A 23367-nucleotide genomic window follows, 5' to 3' on the forward strand; every position below is an offset into this window, starting at 1 on the left:
CGGGGGTGGCGCGCCCGGCCCGCCCCTCCCCCGCGGGGGGGGGGGGGGGCGCGCGGGGGGGGTGGGGGGGTGGGGGCGGGGGGGGGCGCGCGCCCCCCCCCGGCCGGGCCCGCGGTCGGCCGTACGGACCGGGCCCGGTCTCCTCAAGAAGAAATCCTTCCCGGCCGGCCCCGACGATGTCGAGAATCCGTGGCGGGCTCCGTCCCAGTATCGAACGCGACCACAATGGGTCGCATCAGCACGGAGGAGAACCACGATGGCCAAGTACCTGCTGCTCAAGCACTACCGCGGCGCCCCGGCCCCGGCCAACGACGTGCCCATGGACCAGTGGACGCCGGAGGAGATCTCGGCGCACGTGCAGTACATGCGCGAATTCGCGGACCGTCTCGAGAAGACCGGCGAGTTCGTCGACAGCCAGGCGCTCGCCCCCGAGGGAACCTTCGTCCGGTACGACGGGGAGGGGCGGCCGCCGGTCACCGACGGTCCCTTCGCCGAGACCAAGGACCTCATCGCCGGCTGGATGGTGATCGACGTCGACACCTACGAGCGCGCCGTCGAACTGGCCGGGGAGCTGTCGGCCGCTCCGGGGGCGGGCGGAAAGCCGATCCACGAGTGGCTCGAGCTGCGCCCGTTCTACGGCCTGTCGCCGACCATCCCGGACTCGGAGTGCTCTTTCAAGTGAACGAGGTCCTGCTGCGGCGTCTCACCCCGAGTGTGCTCGGGATCCTCGTCCGCCGTGGTGCCAACTTCGCGGCGGCCGAGGACGCCGTGCAGGACGCGCTGGTCGAGGCGGTCCGGGTCTGGCCGGCCACCCCGCCGCGGGACCCGAAGGGGTGGCTGGTCACCGTGGCCTGGCGCCGGTTCCTCGACGCGGCCCGGGCGGACGCCGCCCGCCGCCGGCGTGAGGAGACCGTCGACGAGGATCCGGCGCCGGGGCCGGCTCCCACGGTGGACGACACGCTCCAGCTCTACTTCCTGTGCGCCCACCCGTCGCTGACGCCGTCGTCCGCGGTCGCGCTCACGCTGCGCGCCGTGGGCGGCCTGACCACCCGCCAGATCGCGCGGGCCTACCTGGTGCCCGAGGCGACCATGGCGCAGCGCATCAGCCGGGCCAAGCGCACGGTCTCCGGCGTACGGTTCGACCAGCCAGGCGACGTCGCCACCGTGCTGCGTGTCCTCTACCTGGTCTTCAACGAGGGCTACTCCGGCGACGTCGACCTCGCCGCCGAGGCCATCCGGCTCACGCGTCAGCTCGCGGCCGCGATCGATCACCCCGAGGTGGCGGGGCTGCTGGCGCTCATGCTGCTGCACCATGCCCGGAGTGCCGCTCGGACCGCGCCCGACGGCAGCCTGGTGCCGCTCGCCGAGCAGGACCGCGGCCGGTGGGACACCCGGTCGATCGCCGAGGGCGTCGCGATCCTCCAGGCGGCCCTCGCGCGTGACCGGCTGGGCGAGTTCCAGGCCCAGGCGGCCATCGCGGCACTCCACGCGGACGCGCGGGCGGCCGAGGAGACCGACTGGGTGCAGATCGTCGAGTGGTACGACGAACTCGCGCGCCTGACCGACAGCCCGGTCGTCCGGCTCAACCGGGCGGTGGCCGTCGGCGAGGCGGACGGACCGCGCGCGGGCCTGGCGGCGCTGGCGGCACTGGACGGGTCACTGCCCCGCCACACCGCGGTCGCGGCCTACCTCCACGAACGCGACGGCGACCTGGCCACCGCGGCACGGCTGTACGCAGAGGCGGCCCGCAAAGCGTCCGACCTCGCCGAACGCGACCACCTGACGCGCCAGGCCGCACGGCTCAACGCCCACCGGGGCCGCTGACGGCTCACGTTCGCGATCGCCCGCGACAGGCTGCCCGCTGCGAGGGGAAGTGGACCAGGTTCGAGGCGGCGTGCGGCCGAGGACGTGCTCCTGCCGGTTGCGGAACGGCGGTTCGCGACCGGCGGGTGGGCGGACGGGCACGCGGTCGCCTTGGTTCCGGGCGGAGTTCAGATGACCGGCGGGTTCCACGAGACGCGGGCAGCCAAGTCACGGCTGCGAACGGATGGTTCCTGGGTCACTTCTGCTCTTCACCGCTGGATCGGGGCACGTTGAGGGCCAGTACGGCCGTGTCGTCGTCCACACCGGTACCGAAGGTGTCGAGCAGGTCCCGGATCGCGGCCACGGCGTCATGGGCCGTGGTGGGTGCCAGCTTGCGGGTGAACTCCAGGAGGGCTTCGTCGCCGTAGCGGCGGCCGGCGCTCACGGAGTGGGCTTCGGTGAGGCCGTCCGTGTACAGGAGCAGCGTGTCGCCGGGATCGAGGCGGACCGTGGTGGTGCTGATGTGGGCGTCGGACAGCACGCCGATCAACTGGCCGCCGGGCGTGGGCAGATAGTCGGCCCGGCCGTCCGCGCGCAGCAGCAGCGCCGGAGGGTGGCCCCCGCTCGCCAGGCTGACCCTGAAGCCCCTCTTGTCGCCGTCGGGGGTGAGCAGGCCGAAGATGACGGTGCAGAAGCGCGGGTCCTCGCCGTGATACTCGTGGTTCAGCACGGTGTTGAGGTTGGCGAGCACGGCAGCGGGGTCGGGGTCGTACACAGCGGCTGCCCGGAGCGTGTAGCGGGCGAGGGAGGTGACGGCCGCGGCCGCCGCGCCCTTGCCGCAGACGTCGCCCAGGAAGAACCCCCAGGTGCCGGAGGAAAGGGGGAACAGGTCGTAGAAGTCGCCGCCCACCTCGTCGGCGGAGGCGACGTGGTAGTGCGCGGCGACGTCGAGGCCGGGCACGTTGACCAGGTTGGGTGGCAGGAGCGTCTTCTGCAGGGTGGCGTTGAGACGCTTGAGGCGCTCGCGTTCCCGGTCCGATTCCTGGCGGGCGCGCAGGAGCTCGGTCTCGTACGCACGGCGGTCGCGGGCGTCGAAGACGGTGGTGCGGATCAGAAGTGGCTCCCCTCCGGCGCCCGTACGGATGCCGGAGGTCACCAGGACCGGCAGGCGGCTGCCGTCGGCGGCTCTGAGTTCGAGGGCGACGCCGCTGATCTCGCCCTGCATGCGCAGCAGTGGAGCGAAGTGGGTCTCGTGGTAGAGGCGGCCACCGACGGTGAGCAGGTCGGAGAACTTCCTGCGGCCCACCAGGTCGCCGCTCGTGTAGCCGAGCCATTCCAGCAAAGTGGTGTTGATCTTCGCGATGAGGCCGTCCAGGGTGGTGGAGAGGTAGCCGCACGGCGCGTGTTCGTACAGATCCTCCACGCTGTCCTCCAGCAGCGCCGAGAACATCGCATGCTCGTCGTCCGGCGGGCCCTCCGGGATCGGGCTACCGCTCCGCTCGTCGCCCTCCGGCGGGCTCATCACCGGGTGGCTCCGGCGAAGGCCGCGATGGCGGCAGCGGTCTCCTCCGGGGCGGCCAGCTGCGGGCAGTGCCCGGTGGCGTTCAGCGTGACCAGGCGGCTGCCCACGATCCGCGACTGCACGAAGGCACCCACCTCCGGCGGCGCGATCGCGTCGCTGGAGCACTGCGCGACCAGGGTCGGGACCCCTACCCGCGCGAGGTCCTCCCGGTTGTCGGAGAGGAACGTCACCCGGGCGAAGACACGGGCGATGTCCGGATCGGTGCGGCAGAAGCTGTTGGTCAGCTCCTCACCCAGCTCAGGACGCTCGGGGTTGCCCGCGATCACCGGGGCCATCGCGCCCGACCAGCCCAGATAGTTCGCGTCCAGCGACTCGAGCAGCTCATCGATGTCCTGGGCGCTGAATCCGCCCCGGTAGCCGGAGGCCTGGTCGTCGATGAAACACGGGGACGGGGCGAGGAGCACGAGGCCGGCGAACGCGTCCGGCTCCCGCGCCGCGGCCAGCACCCCCATCATGGCGCTCACGGAGTGGCCCACGAACGTCACGGGCCCGAGCGCCAGATCACGGCAGATCTCCAGTACGTCCTCGGCGTAGCCGCTCATCGTCGAGTAGCGCCGCTCGCTCCACGAGGACAGGTCCGAGCGCCCCGCTCCCACATGATCGAAGAGCACCACGGTGAAATCGGGCGCCAGCAGCGGCACCACGAGCCGCCACATGTTCTGGTCACATCCGAATCCGTGCGCGAGCACCACGACCGGGGCATCGGGGCGGCCGGTCACCGTCACATGGTTCCTGCTCCGCACGTCCATGGAAGACATCCTCGCAGACCGGCCCGCGCCCTCCGGCTCTGATGCAGGCGCTCGCTGTTCTCCCGCTGAGCGGGATAAACGCCCTGGGATCCGCGCGCGGACGGGCAGTTGGCCAGGGGGCCGTCCACCGACCGCAGAAGACGGTGGCGACCCTGTCCGGTTCGGCCGATGAGGCGCGGATGGCGCACGGCCTCGGCCCGGCCGGGGAACCGCTCCGGCCCAGGCGTCCGAGCACCGACCGCGAGGCCTACCCATGCCCGTGCGATCGCACGGCCGCACGCGCTCACCGCGTCAGCCGGTCCGAAACCGGCAGCGCCGTCGTGACCGTCCCTCGTGGGGTCTCCGGGCACGGGCCAGCGGCGACATGCGAGGCCGCTGCCCTGCTGGAAGACTGGACTCGGCGACCCGGCATGCGCGCCGGGCCAGGTACATCCAGCGAGGCGGGGCACGCGGGGTGCGCCTGCGGCTCCATCTGTCCCGTCCGGCACGGATCGACGGACACAACTCGATCAGAATGTCGGATATAAGTATTTATGCGGAGCTTATGGGTAGATGGACGGTAAACACCTCTCCCTCGGAGGCCATCATGACGTCAACCCATCACGCACCCATCGAAGAGCACCCCGACCTGCTGGAGCTGCGCGCCCAACACGACCGCGCCGTCACCACACCGCGTGCCCAGATGATCGAGGCCCTCGCCCTCATCACGGGCCTGTACCTCGCCGCGTCCCCCTGGATATGCGGCTTCATGGGCGCCACCCAGCTCGCCATCACCAACCTCATCGCAGGCATCGCCTACATGCTGCTCCTGGGCGGCCTCGGCAATTCGTTCGAGCGGACCCACTCCATGGCCTGGGCCGCCGCCGTCATCGGCATCTGGACCTGCGTCGCCCCCTGGGTCGTCGCGGGCGACGTCGCTCACACGCGCTCCATCACCAGCAACCTCATCACCGGCGCCGTGGCCACGGTCCTCGCCATCGCCGCCGCCATGGCGGCCCACGGCGGCCGCAAGGACACGCACCGCCGCGGCAGCGTCAGCACCGGCACCAACGCCGGCACGGGCACGGGCACCGGCATCCGTAACGACCGCCGCACCATGCCCCAGGGACGCGACGACCGCTGACTCATCCGGTCTCCCAAGACGCCGCCAGGAAGAGGGCACGCCCTCCGCCTCTCCTGGCGGCCCCGAATGCCGCCCGGCAGGCCAACGACGCCGCGTCGGCGGGCAGTTCGGGACTCGTCCGCGCCGACCGACGGAGCGACACAAGTTCCTGAGTGCCACCCGGGGCAGGTCGCGAAAGGACTGAGCATTGATGCGCATCGCATTCTTGACGGCGCCGGAGGGCGTCGAGCAGATCGAACTCACCGAGCCCTGGGACGCGGTGGTCGAGGCGGGCGGTGAACCCGTTCTCGTGTCGACGAAGCCCGGCCTGGTCCAAGCCTTCAACCACCTGGACAAGGCGGACACCTTCCCTGTCGACCAGGTCGTCGGGGACGTCTCGGCCGAGTCCTTCGACGGCCTCGTGCTGCCCGGCGGCGTGGCCAACCCGGACGCGCTGCGCCTCGACGAAGGGGCGATCTCCTTCGTACGCGACTTCTTCGACCAGGGCAGGCCCGTGGCCGCGATCTGTCATGCGGCATGGACACTGGTCGAAGCGGGCGTCGTCTCGGGCCGTGTGCTCACTTCGTGGCCGAGCCTGCGGACGGACATCCGCAACGCGGGCGGCAGCTGGGTGGATGAGCCGGTGCGCGTCGACCAGGGCCCGAATGCCCTGATCACCAGCCGCAAGCCGGACGACCTCCAGGCGTTCCGTGAGGCGTTCCTGGCGGAGTTCGCGAAGGCGTCACCGAAGTCGTCGTGACCTGCGAATCCCCTCGGCCGCGGCCCTGACGCGCCCGCCCGGGGAACGCGCACCCATTTGCACGACGCCGTCGTGCGCCTTGTCCATGGTGCACGGATCAGGCGATTAAATACCGGAACATGACTACGCAGCCGCAGCGCTTCCATGTTCTGTTGGTCCCCCAGCACGTCGAGAACAGGGACGGTGCCTCGGTGGAGGACTCGGCCGTGCGCTCGGCGGTGGTCGAGGCGACGGGCGAGACGGGCGCCACGGGCTATCCCCGCTACGCCGGGGACGGGATCGTGGCCGACATCGACCCTCGTACGCGTACGGTCGAGGCGGTGCTGGTGGACGGTTCGGAACTGGACTACGGGCTGAACGCCAGGGTCGCCCCCTGACCGGTGCCGTCGGCCAACCGCCTCATCGCCCCTTCGTCCCCAGCCGCAGATCGACCTCCTTCTCCTGGTCACCCGACGCCGTGCCCTCCTCGTGCACGGCGAACGCGGCACCGAGGGCTTCACAGAGCCGGTCCACGGCGACGTACCCGCCCTGCAGCGTGGCGGTGAGCGAACCCTCCAGCGGGGTCGGCGCCGCGGGTGTGCTCGGGTGCTCCCGCGTCGGTTCGAACTCCGCGGTCCACACGACAGGGTGGCCGGCCTCCTGCTCCTGAAGGATGTCGGCGGCGGCCCGCTCGGCGGGAAACGCCGTCCGCAGAACGTCGAAGACGGTGGTCGCGTCCTCCTTGGACGCTCCGGTGAGAGACACAGTGACCATCGAAGCCACACTCCTTCCTGCTGAGAGTCGCCGTCGTCCCTACCAGCGTCCCCCGCCGGAGCGCCCGGGGCGCGCGGAGCGCCGGACGGACGGCCGGGGACGCCGTTTCAGGGGCGCGTCGACATGTCCGGCTCGCGCGATCGGGGAAGACGCACCTCACGTTCCCTCCACGTCCTTCTTCCTGTCCGGGCCAGCGGCCCCTCGGAAGGCGCCCACGCTGCCAGGCACCCTGCTCACGGACACCGCACGCCTGCCGGCCGAACTCCGCTCGCACCGCCCGGCCCTCAAGCCCGCACTGAACCCTCCCGGCGTCCCACGGCCGCCGGCACGGCGTCCCTCGGCGGCCGGCACCCTGAGCGGAGCCCCTCGCCGGCTCGTCGGTGACCACGCCACGGGACCGGTCGGGTCCCGCCCCGGCCAGGCCCGCCTCAGGGGCCGCCCCCGCACTCCGGACTCTGCGTGACGAACCTCCAGGGTCCGGGCACTGCACGTCATCGGCATCGGCCCCAAGACGAAGTACCACTCCAGAAGCAGCCTGGCCCCGCCCGCGAGCGCACCACCCTCGACCGTGGCGGCGCCCGCGGCGAAACCGGCTTAATGTGGACATTCGGATGGCAGGTTCCTCTCTCGGAAAGGGACGACCCGCTATGACCGGTACCGGAGAGCCCGATGCCTCCCGTGGCATATTCACGGGCAACGCCACCAGTGCCCGTGAGGACGTCCACGCGACGCGCGGAGCCGACCGCGGCGCCCAGGGCCGGACCACCATCGCCGAAGGGGTGGTCGCGAAGATCGCCGGAACGGCAGCCCGCGAAGTGATCGGCGTCCATGCCCTGGGCGGCGGAATCGCCCGGGCCTTCGGCGCCGCGCGGGAACGGATGCCCGGGACCACCACGTCCGTCACCCGTGGGGTCAAGGCCGAGGTGGGCGAGACCCAGACGGCCATCGATCTGGAGATCGTGGTCGACTACGGCGTCTCCATCACGGACGTCGCGGGCGCCGTGCGGGAGGGCGTGATCTCCGCCGTCGAATGGATGACGGGCTTGGAGGCCGTCGAGGTCAACATCGCGGTCAGCGACGTCAAACTTCCCGATGAGGAGGACGAGGAGGAAGAGCCGTCGCCGCTGCGGTAGCCGGAAACCGGCCGACGCCACCCGCGACACCTGCGGCCCCTGTGTCCCCTGCGTCACGACCGGCAGGGACGGGAACGGCCAGGTCGCGGTGCGGGAGCCGGCCCCTATTGCAGCGCGTGGACCGCGGCCGAGAACAGCAGGGGCATCCGGGACGCCGCCGGGACGACGAGGCGGGCCGTGCCGGGGCGGCGGCTGGTCGCCAGCAGGGCTCCGGTCAGCAGCCGGTGACGTCGGGTCAGCCGAAGCCAGGCGCGCTCGTACGCGGCCGGCCGTCCCGCGGCCAGGCAGTGCACGGCGGCCCCGGCCGAAGCCAGCGCGAGGGCGATGCCCTCACCGGTGACAGCGTCCAGGTAACCCGCGGCGTCGCCGACGAGCAGGACACGCCCGGCGACTCTGGACCGCACCCGCTGCAAGAACGGTCCGGCGCCGCGTACCTCCGTCGCGGCCGGGCCACGCAGCGACGCGGTGAGGGCGGGGAAGCCGGCCAGGTGATCGTCGAAGCCGCGACGGCCGTGGCTGAGGACGGCGACGCCCACCAGATCGTCCCCGACGGGTGTCACATAGGCCTCGCCGTGCCGCGACCAGTGGACCTCCACGAAGTCCGTCCACGGCTCGGCGCGGTAGTGCCGGCGCAGCCCGTACCGCCCGTGGGGACGGCCCGGCAGTTCCAGGCCGAGCCTCCGGCGCACCGGGGAGTGCAGGCCGTCGGCGGCGATCAGCCAACGAGCCGTCAGCCCTGCGGCGGTGACCGTCTCCGCACTCTGGTGGACCTCGCCGACCTTGCCGGGGACCATGCGTACGCCGAGGGCGAGGGCGCGCCGGTGCAGTGCGGAGTGCAGCACGGTACGGCGGATCCCCAGGCCGCCGGGGCCGCGAAAGGTCGCTTCGGCCCGGGCGGCGCCGTCCAGGTAGCGGATACCGCGCAGTTCGCGGCCGGTGACCTCGACACCCAGGGCGCGCAGCGCGGCGACACCGCCCGGCATGACGCCCTCGCCGCAGGCCTTGTCCACGGGTGCGGTCCGTGGTTCGACCACGACGGTCTCCAGGCCGGCGAGCGCGGCGTGGATGGCGGCCGCCAGACCGGCCGGCCCGCCACCGCCCACCAGTACATCGATCACGCCGACGCGGCCATGGCCGAGGGCGGTGGTGTCGCGGTGGCCAGCGCCCGGTTCTCGCAGCGGATGCGCACGGTGAGCACGGCGGCGTCGAGGACGGTGAACGCGACCGCGGTGATCCAGGCGGTGTGCACCAAGGGCAGCGCCACGCCCTCGGCGACGACGGCCACGTAGTTCGGATGCCGCAGCCGGCGCCAGCGGTAGGGCCCGCTCGTCACCAGGGGCAGGCCGGGGACGACGATCACCCGGGTGTTCCACCGGGGGCCCAGGGTGGTGATGCACCACCACCGCAGCCCCTGGGCGGCCACCAGCACGGCCAGCATCGGCCAGGCCAGAGCGGGCAGGAACGGCCGCTCGGCCAGCCGCGCTTCGGTCAGACATCCGGCCAGCAGGCCGATGTGGAGGGCGACCATCGCCGGATAGTGGCCCTGCCCGGCCACGATCGCGCCGCGGGCGGTGCTCCAGCGCTCGTTGCGGCGGGCGACGACGAGCTCGGCGACACGCTCGGCGGCGACCGCGGTCACCAGGAGTCCGTACCAGATCATGGGTCCCGTGCCCTCCTGCACTTCGGGTTCGACGGATCGGGCCTACCAGCGCAACAGGACGAGTTCGCAGGCGAAGCCGGGCCCCATCGCCAGCAGCACCCCTGCCGTGCCCGGCGGCGGGCGGCGTTCGGCCAGGGTGTCGCGCAGTACGTGGAGGACCGAGGACGAGGACAGGTTGCCCACGTCCGCGAGATGACGCCAGGTCACGTCGAGTGCGTCGTCGGGAAGACCGAGGGTCTCGGTGACGGCCTCCAGGACCTTGGGCCCGCCGGGGTGGCACACCCAGGCGGTGACGTCCTTCTGCTTGAGGCCGTGGTCGCCGAGGAATCCCTCGACGTCGTCGGCGAGATACCGGCGGACCACGTCGGGGATCCGCGGGTCGAGGACCACCCGGAAGCCGGAGTCCCTGATGTCCCACCCCATGACGCGCCCGGTGTCCGGATACAGGTGGCTGCGTGTGTCCACGATCGTGGGGCCGGCGGTCCGGGCCGGGTGGTTCGCGCCGTGGGCGACGACGGCGGCGGCGCCGTCGCCGAACAGCCCGGTGGCGACCAGGTTGGCCATGGAGGCGTCGTCGCGCTGGAAGGTGAGCGAGCACAGTTCGACCGACAGCAGGACGGCCACGTCGTCGGGCCGGCCCAGCAGATGGTCGTGCATACGGGCCAGGCCCGCCGCGCCGCCGGCGCAGCCCAGACCGAACAGGGGCAGCCGCTTGACGTCCGGGCGCAGTCCGAGGCGGCCGGCCAGCCGCGCGTCGATCGAGGGCGCGGCGATACCGGTGACGGAGGTGAAGAGCAGCAGGTCGACATCGGCCGCGGACAGGCCGGCCGTGTGCAGCGCGTCCCGGACGGTCTTGGTGCCCAGGTCGGTGGCGGCGGCGATGAACACGTCGTTCGCGGCGCCGAATCCGTCGAGATCCCCGTACCGTTCGAGCGGCAACGTCATGTGCCGCGAGCGGACCTTCGCGCTGCGGTGGAGCCGGTCCAGGACCCGGCGGTCGGTACCCGCGGGCAGACAGACGCGGGCCACCATGTCGGTGATCTCGGACTGGGTGCGACGGTGCGGCGCCAGGGCACCGTGAACGGCGGCGATCCGCGTCATCTGCTTCCCGTCCGGTTGCCGACTGGGGTGGTCTGCTCCTCAGCTGTTCCCCACACCGGTGCTTCGCCACCAGGGATCGCCCGTCCGGCGGTCCGTCCCTGGGCGCGCGGAAGCCGGACGGGACGACGGTCCGGCCGTCCGGGATGCGCCCGCGGATCACCTCGGGGTTCCTCCGGGAGTCCTGTGCCAGGCGGCGCCACTCCGTCGCCAGGAGGTGCTCGGGCCCGGTTCACGGACACGACCGGGACGCCGGAGCAAAGCGTCGGGGACGCCTACGATCGGGGGGATGGGCACTTACGAGGAACCGACGGCCCGCCGCACGACCGCGAGTTGGACCGTCCGAGTGGGTGGCCTGGCCGGAGCATGCCACCCCGGCCCCGTGGTGGCGGTCACCGTCCTGGTGGCCACCCTGGCCCTGACCGCGGGCCAGAGTGCCGCTCGCTGTGCCCTGACCACCGCCGCGGTGATGACCGGGCAGTTGTCCGTCGGCTGGTGCAACGACGCGTTCGACGCCCGCCGGGACATCGCCACAGGGCGTCTGGGCAAACCCGTCGTCGACGGCACGGTGGACGTGACGTGGGTGTGGGTGGCCGCGTATGCGGTGCTGGCGCTGTGCGTGCCGTTGTCGTTCGGCTGTGGCCTGCGGGCGGGCGTCGCGCACCTGGCCGGAGTTGCGGCGGGCTGGGCGTACGACCTGCGGCTCAAGGCGACGGTGTGGTCCTGGGCACCGTACGCGGTGGGGTTCGCCTCGCTCCCCGCGTTCGTGACGCTGGGGCTGCCGGGGCAGCCCTGGCCACCCTGGTGGCTCCTCACCGCCGGGGCGTTCCTGGGCATCGGAGCACATCTCGGCGATGTGCTGCCGGACATCCGCGGAGACCTGGCGACGGGTGTACGGGGGTGGCCGCAGCGGCTGGGTCCGGACGGCGCGCGTCTGCTGCTGCCGGTGCCACTGGTGACCGCGACCGCGGTCCTGGCCCTGGGACCCGCCGGACCCTCCGGCAGGTGGGGGGTGGCGGCTCTCGCGGTGGCGGGCCTGGCCGCGGTGGCCGGGACGGCGCTGGGACGCCTTCGGGAGCGGGCGGCGTTCGCGGCCGCGGTGGCTGTGGCGGTGGTGGACGTGGCGTTGCTGTTGCTGCGCGGCACCGGGATCGCGTGACCGGTCGGCCACGTCGCCCGGCTACGCACCGACGCCACCACAGCCACCCGCTCGAACACCTGCTCCAGACCCGTCCGCCAAGGCCGGCTCCAGGGTCGTTTCAAGAGGTGGGGGGCGTGGCGGTGTGGCCGGGGTGGTGGTGGGTGCGGCGAGCCCCCTTGAGGCGGGCCTCGTGGAGGTGGTCGCGTCCGGCGGCCAGTTCGCCCACGATGTCGTTTTCCGTCGCGGCGAAGGGCCGGTAGTAGGTGGTGTTGTAGGCCTCGATGATCTGGAACGTCCAGTGGCCCGGGATGACGTCGCGGCCCACGATGTCACGCTCGACCCGTGCGGCCTGTTCGTCATGACCCGCCTCGCGCAGGAGCCGGACGGCGTCACTGAGTTCGAAATCGGCGGTCCCGGTCAGCTGGTGAAAACCGTAGAGGTGGCCACGGGCCCGCTCCGTGGTCTCCAGCGCCTTCGAGAGCGCGCCCAGCGCAAGCACCGTCTTGTCGTCGACACTGTCGGGCAACTGCTGCGCCGCATCCGTCTCTCGTTCGCCGTCCATGGTGTCTCCCTGCCCGGAAGGTCACCTTCCAAGCGGTCGATTGCACCATGCGGCCCACGACACTTCCACCGGACGCGGGGACAGGCGACACGTCTTCAGCCCACCGCGCGGGCGCAGCCACGGGTGGTCAGCGTTCGGCGTAGGCCGGTCGCCTTTCCGGGCCATAACCCTCTGGCGAACGGTGTCTCCACCCCTGGTCCGGGTACACGGCGTCAGGGTGGACGGCGGCCCACCCGGTGACTCGATACGAGGCCATACGAAGGGAACCCCGTGGACGGGATCGTGCTGCTCAAGGATGACCACAAGACGGTGGAGAAGCTGTTCAAACAGTTCGAGAAGGCCGGCGCCGACGCCCACGTCGAGAAGCGGAAGATCGCCGACCAGGTGATCGAGGAACTCACCACGCACACCTGGATCGAGGAGGAGATCTTCTACCCGGCCGCCCGTGAGGCAGCCCCCGACACCAAGGATCACGTCCTGGAAAGCGTCGAGGAGCACCACGTCGTGCTGTGGATGCTCTCGGAGCTGAAGGACCTCGACGCGAGCGACGAGCGGTTCGACGCCAAGATGAGCGTGCTCATGGAGAACGTCCGCCACCACGTCGAGGAAGAGGAGAAGGAGTGGTTTCCTGAGGTCCGCAAGGCCATGGGCCGAAACCGCCTCACCGAACTCGGCGACCAGATGGAGAAGGCGAAGAAGAAGGCCCCGGGTGACCCCCTGGCCGTACCCAGCGCGGACCAGTAGCCCCCCGTCCCGCCCGCACTTCCCATGGACGGGCGGGCGGTGTCGACCGGTGCCGGCCGCTTCGCACGGTCTGCCGCGCGGGCGGTGCTCACGGTGGATATCGGGAGAGAACCGCCGGTGCCTCCCGTGCCGGTGGAGGAGCAGCCCGGCGTGCGCCCCGGGCCCGCTCGCCACAGGCTGGGAGGCATGGCCTCACCTCAGACCGTGATCGTGTACCCACCCGCAGAGGACGGCGGCCGCCGGGTCCGCGTGGGCGAGCAGTTCCTCGGTATGGCGTACGGACTGCTGGACGTCGCGGACTTCCTGCGGCGGGCGGGTCTGGCGGACGCGGACCAGCAGGTGGTCGTGACGTGCGGCTTCATCGAGTGGCGGGGTGGCGGCCCTGACGTGTGGGAGCACTGACCTACGTCTGCCGGAGGCCGGTCAGGAGGAGGTCCACGAGGCGGTGGAGTGCGGTGGCGGGGCGGGTGGGTCGGAAGGAGGCGATGGCGGCGAGGCAGACGCGTACGTCGTCCACGGACACGTCGGCGCGGACGGCACCGGCGGCGCGGGCGCGGTCGACGAGCTGTCGCAGCGCTCGCGCCTGCTCTCTGCGGTCGGCGGCGAAGGCGGCCGCCGCCGGGTGGGACCCGAAAAGGGCCTCGTTCAGCCCGCGGTCCCGCAGCCGGTGCTCCGCGAAGGCGCGGACCGTGCCGCTGAGCGCGTGCCAGGGATCCGGCTCGTCGAGGGCGGCCCGCATGTCCGCACGGCACGCCGCCACGTGCTCGGCGAGTGCCGCCGCGACCAGGTCGGCGCGGGTCGGGAAGTGCCGGTGGACCGTGGCGACGCCGAGACCGGAGCGGCGGGCGATCTCCCGCATGGGCAGGTCGAGTCCTTCGTCGGCGAACGCGGCGCGCGCGACCGCGACGATGTGCCGGCGGTTGTGCTCCGCGTCCACCCGCGTTTTCCGAGTCACCGTGGCTCCCGCACCTCTCACTTCGAACTGATCCGGAACACCTGCTCCACATCCATGTCTACCTTGGGGCGGCGCCCGGGCGGTCCGGGCCGGAGAGGTGATCATGCGCGCGGTACAGTTCGGCCGGTTCGGTCCCCCGGAGGTGCTCGGCGTCGGCCGCGCACCCGAGCCGCACGCGGGTCCCGGCGAGGTACGCATCGCGGTCCGGACCAGCGGGGTGTCGCCGGTCGACCTCGCCCTGCGGGCCGGCGACTCGCCCTCTCGTGAGGGGCTCGGCCTGCCGCACATCCCCGGAGTGGACGCGGCCGGGGTGATCGACGAAGTCGGCGCGGGTGTCGAGGGCTTCGCGGTCGGCGACGAGGTGTTCGGCGCGGTCGACGTCGCCCGACTGGGCGGGGCCAGCGCGGAGTTCGCCGTGCTGGCGTTCTGGGCGGCGAGGCCGGCCGCGCTGTCCTGGGAGCAGGCGGGCGCCGCGGCGACGGGCGTCGAGACGGCGACCCGGGCGCTGGACCTGCTCGGCGTGGGTGAGGAGCCGGGTGAGGGGCAAGGCACGACGCTGCTGATCGACGGTGCGGCGGGCGGCGTCGGCAGCATCGCCGTGCAACTGGCGGCAGCACGAGGGGCCCGCGTGATCGGGACCGGCCGCCCCGACAGCCACGACTTCCTCACTGCCCTCGGCGCGGTCCCGGTCGCCTACGGACCCGGCCTGGCCGAACGGGTCCGCGCGCTCGGCGTCTCCCGCATCGACCGTGCGCTCGATGTCGCCGGGGCCGGCTCGATCGATGAACTCATCGCCCTCACGGGCGGTGCGGAACAGGTGGTCACGCTCGCGGACTTCACGGGTCCGGGCCGTGGGGTACGCCTCTCGCTCGGCCGCTACGGCGGTCAGCCGGACGGGTGCCACGGGCTCGCGCTCGCCGCGGACCTCGCTGAGCGGGGAAGTTTCTGCGTACCGGTCCAGGCCCTCTTCCCCGCCGACCGTGCGGCCGAGGCGCACGCGGCCGCGGCGATGGGCCCGCGCCGCGGCAAGACCGTGCTCGACCTCTCCGGGCTCGGTGAGCTCGCCGCCGACGGCTGACTCCGGTCCCCAGGTCGGATCCCCGGCATCGGTTCCCGGACCGACGCCCGATGCCCGGCGGCGTGTGTCGCGTGTCATGTGGAGTGTCGACAGTCCAGGGCCCTTGAGGGCAACCGCCCGTCGCCGTCAGGCTGTTCCCGCCCGAAACGATCGAAAGATAACGAAGAACCGGTTCTCTCTGAAGCGAGGTTTCACCAAATACCCCCTCAGTGTTCATGATTGACCGACAGGTTCTCCCGTGTGACTCCAAGACCCTTCTCCCGCAAGCCCACCCGGATCGCCATCGCGATCGGTGCCGCCGTCGCAGCCGTGGGCGCAGGCACGGTCGCGGCCCAGGCCGGTGGCTGGCTCTCGGCCCCGTCCCACGACTTCGGCACGGTCTCCGACTCCTTCTCCGGTCACGACGAGGTGACCGGCAACGTTCTGCGCAACGACCACGGTGCGACCGCGGTCGTGCGGCACACCGAGCCCGCCAACGGCAAGGTGTCGATCGGCGCGGACGGCACGTTCTCCTACCTCCCGAAGTCCGGCTTCAAGGGCACGGACACCTTCACCTACACGGCGACCGACGCGGTTCAGCTGTTCAAGGACGCTCAGGCGAACGGGACTCCGATCCCTCCGCTGACGCAGGTCGCCGGTCCGGGCGGCACCACGACCAGGATCTCCGGTGAGGGCTTCGGCTCGTCGCTCACCCCGGTGCCGGGCCGCTCGGGCCACTTCTACGGCCTCACCGACCGCGGCCCCAACGCCGACGCTCCGGACGGCAACAAGGCCGAGATGGTCCTCGACTTCACGCCGGAGATCGGCGAGTTCAAGCTCGTCGACGGCAAGGCGCGGCTCATCAAGCAGGTCACCCTGAAGGGGCCGAAGAGCCTCGGCGGTGTGTCGTACAGCGGTCGTCCGCCGCACGACACGAGCGAGACGATCGACGACGTCGCCGCCACGAACGCCAACGGCGGAACTCCCACCCCCGTGGCCAGGGACCCGTACGGTTACGACTCCGAGGGCCTGGTGGCGCTGCCCGACGGCACGTTCTGGGTGTCGGACGAGTACGGCCCGTACATCACTCACTTCGACGCGCACGGCTACGAGTTGGGCCGGCTGACCCCGTACAGGAACAGCCCGGACAACGCGTACCACAAGATCCTCGGGTACCTGCCGGCCGAGCTCGCCAACCGGTCGAAGAACAAGGGCATGGAGGGCCTGACGGTCACGCCTGACGGCTCGACCCTGGTGGGTGTCATGCAGGCCGCGTTGCAGCAGCCGGATCTCGGCGGCACCAAGGCCGGCAACGTCGCGGCCACGCGCATCGTCACGATCGACCTGCGCACGTACAAGTCCAAGCAGTACCTGTACCTGCTGGACAACCCGGCGACCACGGGTGCCGCCAACAGCGAGATCACCGCGCTGTCCAGCACGCGGTTCCTGGTGGACGAGCGCGACGGCAACTTCGAGCCGTTCGCCCAGAAGACCCTCTACGAGGTCGACATCAACGGCGCCACCGACGTCAGCGGCCTGACGATCGGCGGCAAGTCGCCCGAGGCCCTCGTCGGGACCGCCGGCACCAACGCCGCTCTGACCTCGCTCACCGCCGCCGGCGTCCACGTCGCGCAGAAGCAGCCGTACCTCAACGTCGGTATGCTGGTGAGCCAGTTGGACCCCAGCGGTGCGTTCTTCGGCCACGACAAGGTCGAGGGTGTGGCCACCGCGAACTCCGGCAGGACCCTGTACCTGTCCAACGACGACGACTTCGGCATCGACACCATCGCCGTCGACCCCGACGGGAAGTGGACGGTGCACCAGAAGGTGCTGCCGCCCACGGGGCAGGAGGACACCGGCGAGATCCTGAAGGTGGACACCACCAAGCTGCCTGCGGTCCTCAAGACCGTCACGGTGACGGTCCACGTGCGCTGAGGCACTTCGCGGCCGACGGGCTCGTCCACTCCGGTGGGCGAGCCCGTCCGCTGACACCGGGGTCGACGGCGGCCCGAGCGACATCTCCGCCCGGGGCTGTCCTCAGCCGTTGAAACGGTCCGGGTCGGGGCCGGTCCGCTCGTCACGGTTCAACGCGGAGATCTCGCCCATGTCGCCTTCGCCGAGCTCGAAGTCGAACAGGCCGAGATTCTCCTCGATGCGCTTCTGGGTCACCGACTTGGGGAAGACGATGTCTCCGCGCTGGATGTGCCAGCGCAGGGTCACCTGGGCGGCCGACCTGCCCACCCGCTCCGCGATGCGGTTGATGGTCGGGTCGTCGAGCACCTTGCCCTGCGCGATGGGCGACCAGGCCTCGGTGGCGATGTCGAATTCGGCGCCGAACGCCCTGACGTCGTCCTGGGTGAGATACGGGTGGACCTCGATCTGGTTGACCGCGGGCACCACGTCGCTGTTCTCCATAAGCCGGCGCAGGTGGTGGGGCTGGAAGTTGGAGACCCCGATGGCCTTGGACCGGCCGGAGCGGTAGATCTCCTCCAGGGCCTTCCAGGTCTCCACGAAGTCGCCCCTGCCGGGCAGGGGCCAGTGGATGAGGAAGAGATCCAGGTGGTCGAGCCCCAGCTCCTCCATGGTCCGGTCGAACGCCTGGAGGGCGTCGTCGTGGGCATGGGCGCCGTTGTCGAGCTTGCTGGTCACGAAGACGTCGGCACGGTCGAGACCGGAGTCGCGGACCGCTTGGCCGACCTCCTTCTCGTTGCCGTACATCTCCGCCGTGTCGATGTGCCGGTAGCCGGCTTCCAGCGCGGCCAGCGTCGTCTCCCGGGTCTCCTCCGGCGGGATCTGAAAGGTGCCGAAACCGAGCTGGGGGATCCGCACCCCGTTGTTGAGAGTGATGGCGGGGACTGCTGTCACGATGACTCCTGATGTCGCTGGTTTCACGGACCGAGGGGATTCACGTCCACGCTGCTCGCCTTCCACCGCCGCCGCAAAACATACGTATGGCCGACTTTGCCCTCGCGCGGATGTCGCCGGGACGACGTCCGCGAAGACCCCTTCGCGTGCACCGTGAGGCGGGTCGAGCGCGGGTACCCGGGACACGTACGACGTACTCGGGAAAGCCTTTCGACACACCTCGAATCGTTGAGACGAGACCGGCCCATGACCACGAAGACCGACAGGATGACCGTTGCGAAGGCCGCCGCGAAGCCGACCGGCGCAACGGACGAAGCGGTGGTGCGCGCGCTGCTCGACCGGCAGCGGCAGACCTACGCGGCGCGGGCGGGCATTCGGCTGCGCAACACGCCGGCACCGCTCTACCAGACACTCGTACTCGCCGTACTCCTCAGCGCCCGCATCAGGGCCGACATCGCGGTGTCAGCGGCCAGGGCACTGTTCGGCGCCGGAATGCGCACCCCGAAGTCGATGGCGGACGCCTCCTGGCAGCAGCGCGTCGACGTACTCGGCGAGGGCGGTTACCGGCGCTACGACGAGCGCACTTCCACGATGCTCGGCAAAGGCGCCGAACTGCTGCTCGACCGCTACGGCGGCGATCTGCGCCGGCTGCGCGAGGAACCCGACCCGAAGAAGGCCCTGATGGACACCCCCGGGATCGGACCCACGGGGGCCGACATCTTCCTGCGTGCGGTGCAGGGCGTGTGGCCGGAGTTCGCGCCGTACTTCGACGACAAGGCCCTGGACGGCGCCCGGCGCCTCGGGCTGCCGGCCTCGCCCGGGAAACTGGGCGGCCTGGCCCGGAGCGACGACATGCCCCGGCTGGCCGACGGCCTGGTCCACGCGGCCCTCGACAGGCCTCTGGCCGACGAGGTGCTCGCCGCCGCCAGGGGAGCCTGACGGCCACCGGCCTCCCAGAGCGGCGACGCGGGTCACACGCCGACGCGGTACCGGCGGATCCCCCTCTGGCGGGATCTCCCGCCGGCGGACCCCGCTCCGGTCGACGCCGTGCGCGGCCGCACGGCCAGGTCGACCCGTCCGGAAGTCCCCGCCCGGAAGTTCCCGTCCGGGAAATCCCGTACGGGAGTCGGGGTGAAGCGTGGCGGCTCGACCGACGAGCATCCGCCGCGCCAGGATCGTTCAGTTCTGCCGGCAGTGCACGGGATTGTTCGCGACCTCGTCCGGGCACTTGCGGTGGCGCTGGTGCCGGTCGCGACGCCAGTCGAAGGTGGCGAGGGCCAGGCATGCCGCCGTGCCGACGAGGGCGGTGACCAGCGCGGTGACGAGGGCGCCGCGGTAGTCGCCGCTCCTGTTCAGCGTCAGGTAGAAGAGGCCGGGCAGCGCGGCCGTACCCACCGCGGCACCGAGCCGCTGCCCGGTCTGTAGGGCGCCGCCCGCGGCGCCCGCCATCCGCACGGGTACGTCCCGCAGGGTCATGGTGATGTTCGGGGAGACCACGAAGCCGCTGCCGACGCCGCCGAGGAGCAGGGCCGGGGCAGCGGCCCAGGGCGCGATGTCCAGGGAGACGAAGCGGAGCAGCAGCGCCGTGGTCCCGAGGCCGACGATCACGCCCGTCAGGCCGGCCACGGTGAGCAGGCGGCCGAACCGTTCCACCATGCGGCCGGCCACCACCGCCGCGACCGCCGAGCCGAGGGCGAACGGGGTCACGGCGAGGCCGGACCGGAGGGGTGAGAAGTGGAGGCCGTGCTGGTAGAAGAGGGCGAAGACCAACCAGACGCCGCTGAAGCCCATGAAGTAGAGCGTGCCCACGCCGGCACCGGTAGCGTAGCCGCGTACGGTGCTGAACAGTCGCGGATCGAGCAGTGGCTGGTTGCCGGAGGCGACGAGGTGGCGCTGCCACTGGACGAAACCGGCGAGGAGCACGGCGCCGACGGGGAACAGCCACCACACCCGGCCGATGCCGCCGGAGTCCGCCTGGACCAGCGGATACATGAGCGCGAGGACGCCGAGTCCGAGGAGCAGGATGCCGACCACGTCCACGTGCCCGCGCCCGGAACGGCGGACGCGGGGCAGCAGGCGACGGCCGAGGAGGACGGCGAGAATGCCGATGGGGACGTTGACGTAGAAGATCCACCGCCAGCCTGTGGGCCCGGATGCCAGGGCGAGGATGACGCCGCCGGTGAGGGGGCCCACGGCGGAGGAGATGCCCACGGTCGCGCCGAAGAAGCCGAAGGCCCGACCGCGTTCGGCGCCGCGGAACATCTGCTGGATGAGCGCGGAGTTCTGGGGTGCCATGAAACCGGCCGCCAGGCCCTGGGCGAGACGGGCCACCACGAGCAGCGTGATGTCGGGGGCCGCACCGCAGGCCGCGCTGCAGAGAACGAAGCCGCCGAGGGCCAGCAGGAAGATGCGGCGCCGGTCCAGGGCGTCACCGAGGCGACCGGCGGTGACCAGGGCGAGGGCGAAGGTGAGGGCGTATCCGGACACCACCCACTGCACCTGCGCGGGAGAGGCGTGCAGATCACGTTGGATGGTGGGCAGGGCGACGGCCACGATCGTCACGTCCAGCAGACTCATGAAGCCGGCCACCAGCGTGACCCACAGGGCCCGCCACCGCCTCGGATCCGGTTCGAACCCGGCCTCCTGAGCATCCGGCCTCCGGCCGCCGGCCGCTGACGTCGACGATGTCACATGGGCTCCCTTCACCTGGGGGGATGCGACTCCCCCAGTGGCGTACGAGCACACACCCAGTGTGTAACCCGAGCCGCTCCGGCGCGTGGGCGGACCGTCCGTGGAGCCCGGCTACCGGGAGTGACCCCGCTCGCCGACGCCGCCCGCCCCTCGGCGGCGCCGAACGGCGAGGGCCCCGGCCCGACCGTGTACGACGAGGGCCGTCCGTCAACTGCCCGCGCTCTTCGCGACCGTCGCCTCACGGGGCTCCCAGAGGGTGCCAACGGACCACGGTCCGAACGCACTTCACCTACGGCCGTCCGGGGTCACCGGTCCTCGCTCAGGTGCCGCAACCCGTTCTCGAGCAGCGCGAAGGCGTGTTCGGCGTCGGCCACCGCGCCCGCCTGGCGCGCGTCGGCCGACTCCCCGTGCGCCAGGCGATCCGCGTTGTCCTGTGCCAGCGCCCAGTGGACCGCGACGATCTGGACGGCGGCCAGCCGCGCGGTGAGTTCGGGGGTGTCCGCCGTTTCCCGCAGCGCCTGGGCGAGTGCTCGCTCGGAGCCGTTCTTGAACCGTTCCATGCGGCCGACCAGCGAGGGCGCGTCGAGGATCATCTGGTGCACCCTGCGCACCTGGGGATGATCGTTGAGCCCGGTGATCGGGTCCCGGTCGCGCAGCCCCTGGAGGAAGTGCTCGCGCAGGGCGGTCAGCGGGGCGGTGTGGGGCGGGCGCGCCCTCACGACGCGTGCGATCTCGGTCTCGTGGTCGGCGAGTCGGTGCACCACGAGGTCCTCCTTCGCCGGGAAGTAGGCGAAGACCGTGCGCTTGGACACCTCGGCCGCCTCGGCCACCTGGGCCACCGAGACCTGGTTGAAGCCGTGCTCCAGAAACAGCGCGATCGCCGCGTCGGAGATCGCGGCGTGGGTCCGCCGCTTCTTCCGTTCCCGCAGCCCTGGCTTGTCGTCCACGGAGTCCACCGTAACAGATTGCTGCCCCCGGACTATTTCTGCACCTGGTATACATTTGCTCCGAGACTAGAAATGAGAGGGAGTGGCGGAGTTGACGGTGAGCGAGACCGAGGTCGTCGTCGCGGGCGCGGGCCCGACTGGCCTGATGCTGGCGTACGAACTGGCCCTGGCAGGGGTCGGCACGTTGGTGCTGGAGAAGCTGCCCCGGCGCATCGAGCAGGTGAAGGGCGGCGGGATTCAGCCCCGCACCGCTGAACTGCTCGACTCGCGGGGCCTGTTGGAGCCGTTGCTGAAGCGGGCCACCCCGGGCGAGCCGGTCGGCGGACACTTCGCCGCCCTGCCCGTGCCGCTGGACTGCACCCCTTGGCACACCAGGCACCCCTTCCCGATCGCCATCCCGCAGTGGGAGGTCGAGGAACTGCTCGAAGAGCGGGCGGTCGCGGCCGGTGCGCGGGTGCTGCGCGGCACAACCGTCTCAGGGGTGGAGCCCGACGACGACGGGGTGCTCGTGACGGCGGACGGTCTGCGGGTGCGGGCCCGCCATCTGGTGGCGTGCGACGGCGGCCACAGCACGGTGCGCAAGCTGCTCGGAGTGCCGTTTCCGGGCAGGGCCGGTACTCAACAGGCGGTGCTGGCCGACATCCGGCTGGCCACCGTTTCGCCGTCGGTGCCGCAGCGGCTCGGGCACATGAGCACCCTGATGCGCCGGGCGGGCGACCACTGGGCCATGCTGGTCCCCCTCGGCGGCGACCGGTATCGCTTCACCTTCGGGCATGCGGACGGGTCGGACACCTCCACGGTCACCCACGAGGAGATCGCCGCGGCGCTGCGGACCGTGTACGGGCCCGAGGCCACCCTCGGCGCCGTGGACAGTTCGTCCCGGTTCAGTGACGCCACCCGACAGGTGGAGCACTATCGCGCCGGCCGCGTGCTGTTCGCCGGCGACGCCGCGCACATCCACCCTCCGCTGGGCGGCCAGGGCCTCAATCTCGGCATGCAGGACTCGTTCAACCTCGGCTGGAAACTGGCGGCGGTCGTCCAGGGCCGGGCGCCGAGCGGCCTTCTGGACACCTATCACGCCGAACGGCATCCGGTCGGTGCCCAGGTCCTGCACCACACCTCGGCGCAGCGCGTCCTAGCGGACCCGAACCCCAGCGAGGACGTGGCCGCCCTGCGTGACATCCTCATCGACCTGCTGAGGCTGCCGGACGCCAACCGCCACATCGCGGGGCTGATGTCCGGCCTCTCACTGCGCTACGAACTGTCGGGCGACCATCCGCTCACGGGCCGACGCATGCCCGACGCCGACCTGGTCACCGACGCCGGCCCCACCCGGGTGTCGACACTCTTCGGGGCCGGGCACGCCGTCCTGCTCGATCTGGCCGGAGCCGTCCCGGCCGGCCTCGGTCTCCCACCACGGGTCGACCTCGTCCGCGCCGACTGCCCAGCCGATCCGGGCGCCGCGGCCCTGCTCATCCGTCCCGACGGTTACATCTGCTGGGCCACGGACACCTCCGACGTCCACGGCGAGACTCTGCTCGCCGCCGTCGCCGGCCACCTTGCCGAGGTGCGCTGAGCCCCCCCGAACGATCATGGTCTCGACGTCGGCGGAGTTGACGTAGACTGATCCCTACGACGCGGGGTGGAGCAGCTCGGTAGCTCGCTGGGCTCATAACCCAGAGGTCGCAGGTTCAAATCCTGTCCCCGCTACTGAAACCTGAGGGGGGGGGCGCGGCTGAGGGCGCCCGAGCCCGGGAGGGGGTGG

24 protein-coding genes and 1 tRNA gene are annotated in these 23367 nt (G+C 71.6%); 14 read left to right on the forward strand and 11 right to left on the reverse strand.

Annotated features, from left to right (window positions below):
• Window positions 1–256 precede the first annotated feature (256 nt).
• Both ACFV2J_RS37575 and ACFV2J_RS37580 read left to right on the forward strand, forming a co-directional pair.
• The gene (locus ACFV2J_RS37575; protein WP_385084823.1) at window positions 257–682 is read left to right on the forward strand and encodes a YciI family protein; all 426 of its coding nucleotides are present in this window, start codon (window positions 257–259) and stop codon (window positions 680–682) included.
• The gene (locus ACFV2J_RS37580) at window positions 679–1824 is read left to right on the forward strand and encodes an RNA polymerase sigma factor (RefSeq protein ID WP_385442950.1); all 1146 of its coding nucleotides are present in this window, start codon (window positions 679–681) and stop codon (window positions 1822–1824) included. The genes ACFV2J_RS37575 and ACFV2J_RS37580 overlap by 4 nt, the downstream gene beginning before the upstream one ends.
• Window positions 1825–2059: 235 nt before the next feature.
• On the opposite strand, the gene ACFV2J_RS37585 is transcribed toward ACFV2J_RS37580, so the two are convergent.
• Together ACFV2J_RS37585 and ACFV2J_RS37590 are read right to left on the reverse strand one after the other, a co-directional pair.
• Window positions 2060–3325, reverse strand: coding sequence for a SpoIIE family protein phosphatase (locus ACFV2J_RS37585; RefSeq protein ID WP_385442953.1), 1266 nt, complete (start codon window positions 3323–3325; stop codon window positions 2060–2062).
• Window positions 3325–4134 (reverse strand): alpha/beta fold hydrolase, encoded by an 810-nt coding sequence (locus tag ACFV2J_RS37590; RefSeq protein WP_385084827.1) that lies wholly within the window; start codon window positions 4132–4134, stop codon window positions 3325–3327. The genes ACFV2J_RS37585 and ACFV2J_RS37590 overlap by 1 nt, the downstream gene beginning before the upstream one ends.
• A gap of 586 nt (window positions 4135–4720) precedes the next feature.
• Between ACFV2J_RS37590 and ACFV2J_RS37595 the strand changes: the two genes are divergently transcribed.
• The 3 genes from ACFV2J_RS37595 (at window position 4721) to ACFV2J_RS37605 (ending at window position 6373) form a co-directional block, all read left to right on the forward strand.
• Window positions 4721–5257, forward strand: a complete 537-nt coding sequence (locus ACFV2J_RS37595) for an SPW repeat protein (RefSeq protein ID WP_385084829.1) — start codon at window positions 4721–4723, stop codon at window positions 5255–5257.
• Between the two features lie 190 nt (window positions 5258–5447).
• Entirely contained in the window at window positions 5448–5996 is a 549-nt protein-coding gene (locus ACFV2J_RS37600) for a type 1 glutamine amidotransferase domain-containing protein (RefSeq protein ID WP_385084831.1), read from the forward strand.
• 119 nt (window positions 5997–6115) lie between these two features.
• Entirely contained in the window at window positions 6116–6373 is a 258-nt protein-coding gene (locus ACFV2J_RS37605; protein ID WP_385084833.1) for a hypothetical protein, read from the forward strand.
• Window positions 6374–6395: 22 nt separating this feature from the next.
• On the opposite strand, the gene ACFV2J_RS37610 is transcribed toward ACFV2J_RS37605, so the two are convergent.
• Window positions 6396–6749 carry a hypothetical protein gene (locus ACFV2J_RS37610; RefSeq protein WP_385084835.1) on the reverse strand — a complete coding sequence of 118 codons (354 nt, stop codon included), beginning with the start codon at window positions 6747–6749 and terminating at the stop codon, window positions 6396–6398.
• Window positions 6750–7396: 647 nt separating this feature from the next.
• Between ACFV2J_RS37610 and ACFV2J_RS37615 the strand changes: the two genes are divergently transcribed.
• Window positions 7397–7882: an Asp23/Gls24 family envelope stress response protein gene (locus ACFV2J_RS37615; RefSeq protein WP_385084837.1), complete on the forward strand. Its 486-nt coding sequence runs from the start codon at window positions 7397–7399 to the stop codon at window positions 7880–7882.
• Between the two features lie 104 nt (window positions 7883–7986).
• On the opposite strand, the gene ACFV2J_RS37620 is transcribed toward ACFV2J_RS37615, so the two are convergent.
• From ACFV2J_RS37620 to ACFV2J_RS37630, 3 genes are read right to left on the reverse strand one after another with little or no spacing between them, the layout of a single operon-like run.
• On the reverse strand, window positions 7987–9000 hold the full coding sequence (locus tag ACFV2J_RS37620) for an NAD(P)/FAD-dependent oxidoreductase (RefSeq protein WP_385084839.1): 1014 nt from the start codon (window positions 8998–9000) through the stop codon (window positions 7987–7989).
• A complete protein-coding gene (locus ACFV2J_RS37625) occupies window positions 8997–9542 on the reverse strand; it encodes an isoprenylcysteine carboxyl methyltransferase family protein (RefSeq protein WP_385084841.1) in 546 nt (181 codons plus the stop codon). The genes ACFV2J_RS37620 and ACFV2J_RS37625 overlap by 4 nt, the downstream gene beginning before the upstream one ends.
• A gap of 42 nt (window positions 9543–9584) precedes the next feature.
• A complete protein-coding gene (locus tag ACFV2J_RS37630; protein WP_385084843.1) occupies window positions 9585–10643 on the reverse strand; it encodes a type III polyketide synthase in 1059 nt (352 codons plus the stop codon).
• A 286-nt stretch (window positions 10644–10929) separates the two neighbouring features.
• Here ACFV2J_RS37630 and ACFV2J_RS37635 point away from each other — a divergent pair, with 286 nt between their 5' ends.
• Entirely contained in the window at window positions 10930–11799 is an 870-nt protein-coding gene (locus ACFV2J_RS37635) for a UbiA family prenyltransferase (RefSeq protein WP_385084845.1), read from the forward strand.
• A gap of 100 nt (window positions 11800–11899) precedes the next feature.
• Here ACFV2J_RS37635 and ACFV2J_RS37640 read toward each other — a convergent pair whose 3' ends face one another.
• Window positions 11900–12343: a hypothetical protein gene (locus tag ACFV2J_RS37640; RefSeq protein WP_385084847.1), complete on the reverse strand. Its 444-nt coding sequence runs from the start codon at window positions 12341–12343 to the stop codon at window positions 11900–11902.
• Between the two features lie 270 nt (window positions 12344–12613).
• Here ACFV2J_RS37640 and ACFV2J_RS37645 point away from each other — a divergent pair, with 270 nt between their 5' ends.
• The gene (locus ACFV2J_RS37645; RefSeq protein WP_385084848.1) at window positions 12614–13087 is read left to right on the forward strand and encodes a hemerythrin domain-containing protein; all 474 of its coding nucleotides are present in this window, start codon (window positions 12614–12616) and stop codon (window positions 13085–13087) included.
• A 186-nt stretch (window positions 13088–13273) separates the two neighbouring features.
• Window positions 13274–13489: a hypothetical protein gene (locus ACFV2J_RS37650; protein ID WP_385084850.1), complete on the forward strand. Its 216-nt coding sequence runs from the start codon at window positions 13274–13276 to the stop codon at window positions 13487–13489.
• Between the two features lies 1 nt (window position 13490).
• Here ACFV2J_RS37650 and ACFV2J_RS37655 read toward each other — a convergent pair whose 3' ends face one another.
• The gene (locus tag ACFV2J_RS37655; RefSeq protein ID WP_385084852.1) at window positions 13491–14042 is read right to left on the reverse strand and encodes a TetR/AcrR family transcriptional regulator; all 552 of its coding nucleotides are present in this window, start codon (window positions 14040–14042) and stop codon (window positions 13491–13493) included.
• Window positions 14043–14145: 103 nt separating this feature from the next.
• On the opposite strand from ACFV2J_RS37655, the gene ACFV2J_RS37660 reads away from it, so the two are divergent.
• Together ACFV2J_RS37660 and ACFV2J_RS37665 are read left to right on the forward strand one after the other, a co-directional pair.
• Complete coding sequence (locus tag ACFV2J_RS37660; protein ID WP_385442964.1) at window positions 14146–15120, forward strand: NADP-dependent oxidoreductase; 975 nt, start codon at window positions 14146–14148, stop codon at window positions 15118–15120.
• Between the two features lie 240 nt (window positions 15121–15360).
• Window positions 15361–17034: an esterase-like activity of phytase family protein gene (locus ACFV2J_RS37665; protein WP_385084856.1), complete on the forward strand. Its 1674-nt coding sequence runs from the start codon at window positions 15361–15363 to the stop codon at window positions 17032–17034.
• A 102-nt stretch (window positions 17035–17136) separates the two neighbouring features.
• Here the strand turns inward: ACFV2J_RS37665 and ACFV2J_RS37670 are convergent, their stop codons facing one another.
• Window positions 17137–17964 (reverse strand): aldo/keto reductase, encoded by an 828-nt coding sequence (locus ACFV2J_RS37670; RefSeq protein WP_385094871.1) that lies wholly within the window; start codon window positions 17962–17964, stop codon window positions 17137–17139.
• 267 nt (window positions 17965–18231) lie between these two features.
• On the opposite strand from ACFV2J_RS37670, the gene ACFV2J_RS37675 reads away from it, so the two are divergent.
• Window positions 18232–18903 carry an endonuclease gene (locus ACFV2J_RS37675; RefSeq protein ID WP_385094880.1) on the forward strand — a complete coding sequence of 224 codons (672 nt, stop codon included), beginning with the start codon at window positions 18232–18234 and terminating at the stop codon, window positions 18901–18903.
• A 240-nt stretch (window positions 18904–19143) separates the two neighbouring features.
• On the opposite strand, the gene ACFV2J_RS37680 is transcribed toward ACFV2J_RS37675, so the two are convergent.
• Complete coding sequence (locus ACFV2J_RS37680; RefSeq protein ID WP_385094874.1) at window positions 19144–20655, reverse strand: MFS transporter; 1512 nt, start codon at window positions 20653–20655, stop codon at window positions 19144–19146.
• 305 nt (window positions 20656–20960) lie between these two features.
• On the reverse strand, window positions 20961–21602 hold the full coding sequence (locus ACFV2J_RS37685) for a TetR/AcrR family transcriptional regulator (protein ID WP_385094877.1): 642 nt from the start codon (window positions 21600–21602) through the stop codon (window positions 20961–20963).
• A 91-nt stretch (window positions 21603–21693) separates the two neighbouring features.
• Here ACFV2J_RS37685 and ACFV2J_RS37690 point away from each other — a divergent pair, with 91 nt between their 5' ends.
• Together ACFV2J_RS37690 and ACFV2J_RS37695 are read left to right on the forward strand one after the other, a co-directional pair.
• Window positions 21694–23178 (forward strand): FAD-dependent monooxygenase, encoded by a 1485-nt coding sequence (locus tag ACFV2J_RS37690; protein ID WP_385094883.1) that lies wholly within the window; start codon window positions 21694–21696, stop codon window positions 23176–23178.
• A gap of 60 nt (window positions 23179–23238) precedes the next feature.
• Window positions 23239–23312, forward strand: a tRNA-Met gene (locus ACFV2J_RS37695).
• Window positions 23313–23367 lie beyond the last annotated feature (55 nt).

This window comes from Streptomyces sp. NPDC059668 (assembly GCF_042734135.1).
Lineage (GTDB): Bacteria > Actinomycetota > Actinomycetes > Streptomycetales > Streptomycetaceae > Streptomyces.

Bases quoted from the DNA above. Each gene is read 5' to 3' on its own strand.
- ACFV2J_RS37625 (WP_385084841.1), bottom strand. From the start codon at position 9,542: ATGATCTGGTACGGACTCCTGGTGACCGCGGTCGCCGCCGAGCGTGTC.
- ACFV2J_RS37660 (WP_385442964.1), top strand. From the start codon at position 14,146: ATGCGCGCGGTACAGTTCGGCCGGTTCGGTCCCCCGGAGGTGCTCGGC.
- ACFV2J_RS37675 (WP_385094880.1), top strand. From the start codon at position 18,232: ATGACCGTTGCGAAGGCCGCCGCGAAGCCGACCGGCGCAACGGACGAA.
- ACFV2J_RS37605 (WP_385084833.1), top strand. From the start codon at position 6,116: ATGACTACGCAGCCGCAGCGCTTCCATGTTCTGTTGGTCCCCCAGCAC.
- ACFV2J_RS37585 (WP_385442953.1), bottom strand. From the start codon at position 3,325: ATGAGCCCGCCGGAGGGCGACGAGCGGAGCGGTAGCCCGATCCCGGAG.
- ACFV2J_RS37630 (WP_385084843.1), bottom strand. From the start codon at position 10,643: ATGACGCGGATCGCCGCCGTTCACGGTGCCCTGGCGCCGCACCGTCGC.
- ACFV2J_RS37650 (WP_385084850.1), top strand. From the start codon at position 13,274: ATGGCCTCACCTCAGACCGTGATCGTGTACCCACCCGCAGAGGACGGC.
- ACFV2J_RS37590 (WP_385084827.1), bottom strand. From the start codon at position 4,134: ATGGACGTGCGGAGCAGGAACCATGTGACGGTGACCGGCCGCCCCGAT.
- ACFV2J_RS37635 (WP_385084845.1), top strand. From the start codon at position 10,930: ATGGGCACTTACGAGGAACCGACGGCCCGCCGCACGACCGCGAGTTGG.
- ACFV2J_RS37615 (WP_385084837.1), top strand. From the start codon at position 7,397: ATGACCGGTACCGGAGAGCCCGATGCCTCCCGTGGCATATTCACGGGC.
- ACFV2J_RS37595 (WP_385084829.1), top strand. From the start codon at position 4,721: ATGACGTCAACCCATCACGCACCCATCGAAGAGCACCCCGACCTGCTG.
- ACFV2J_RS37575 (WP_385084823.1), top strand. From the start codon at position 257: ATGGCCAAGTACCTGCTGCTCAAGCACTACCGCGGCGCCCCGGCCCCG.
- ACFV2J_RS37600 (WP_385084831.1), top strand. From the start codon at position 5,448: ATGCGCATCGCATTCTTGACGGCGCCGGAGGGCGTCGAGCAGATCGAA.
- ACFV2J_RS37610 (WP_385084835.1), bottom strand. From the start codon at position 6,749: ATGGTCACTGTGTCTCTCACCGGAGCGTCCAAGGAGGACGCGACCACC.
- ACFV2J_RS37640 (WP_385084847.1), bottom strand. From the start codon at position 12,343: ATGGACGGCGAACGAGAGACGGATGCGGCGCAGCAGTTGCCCGACAGT.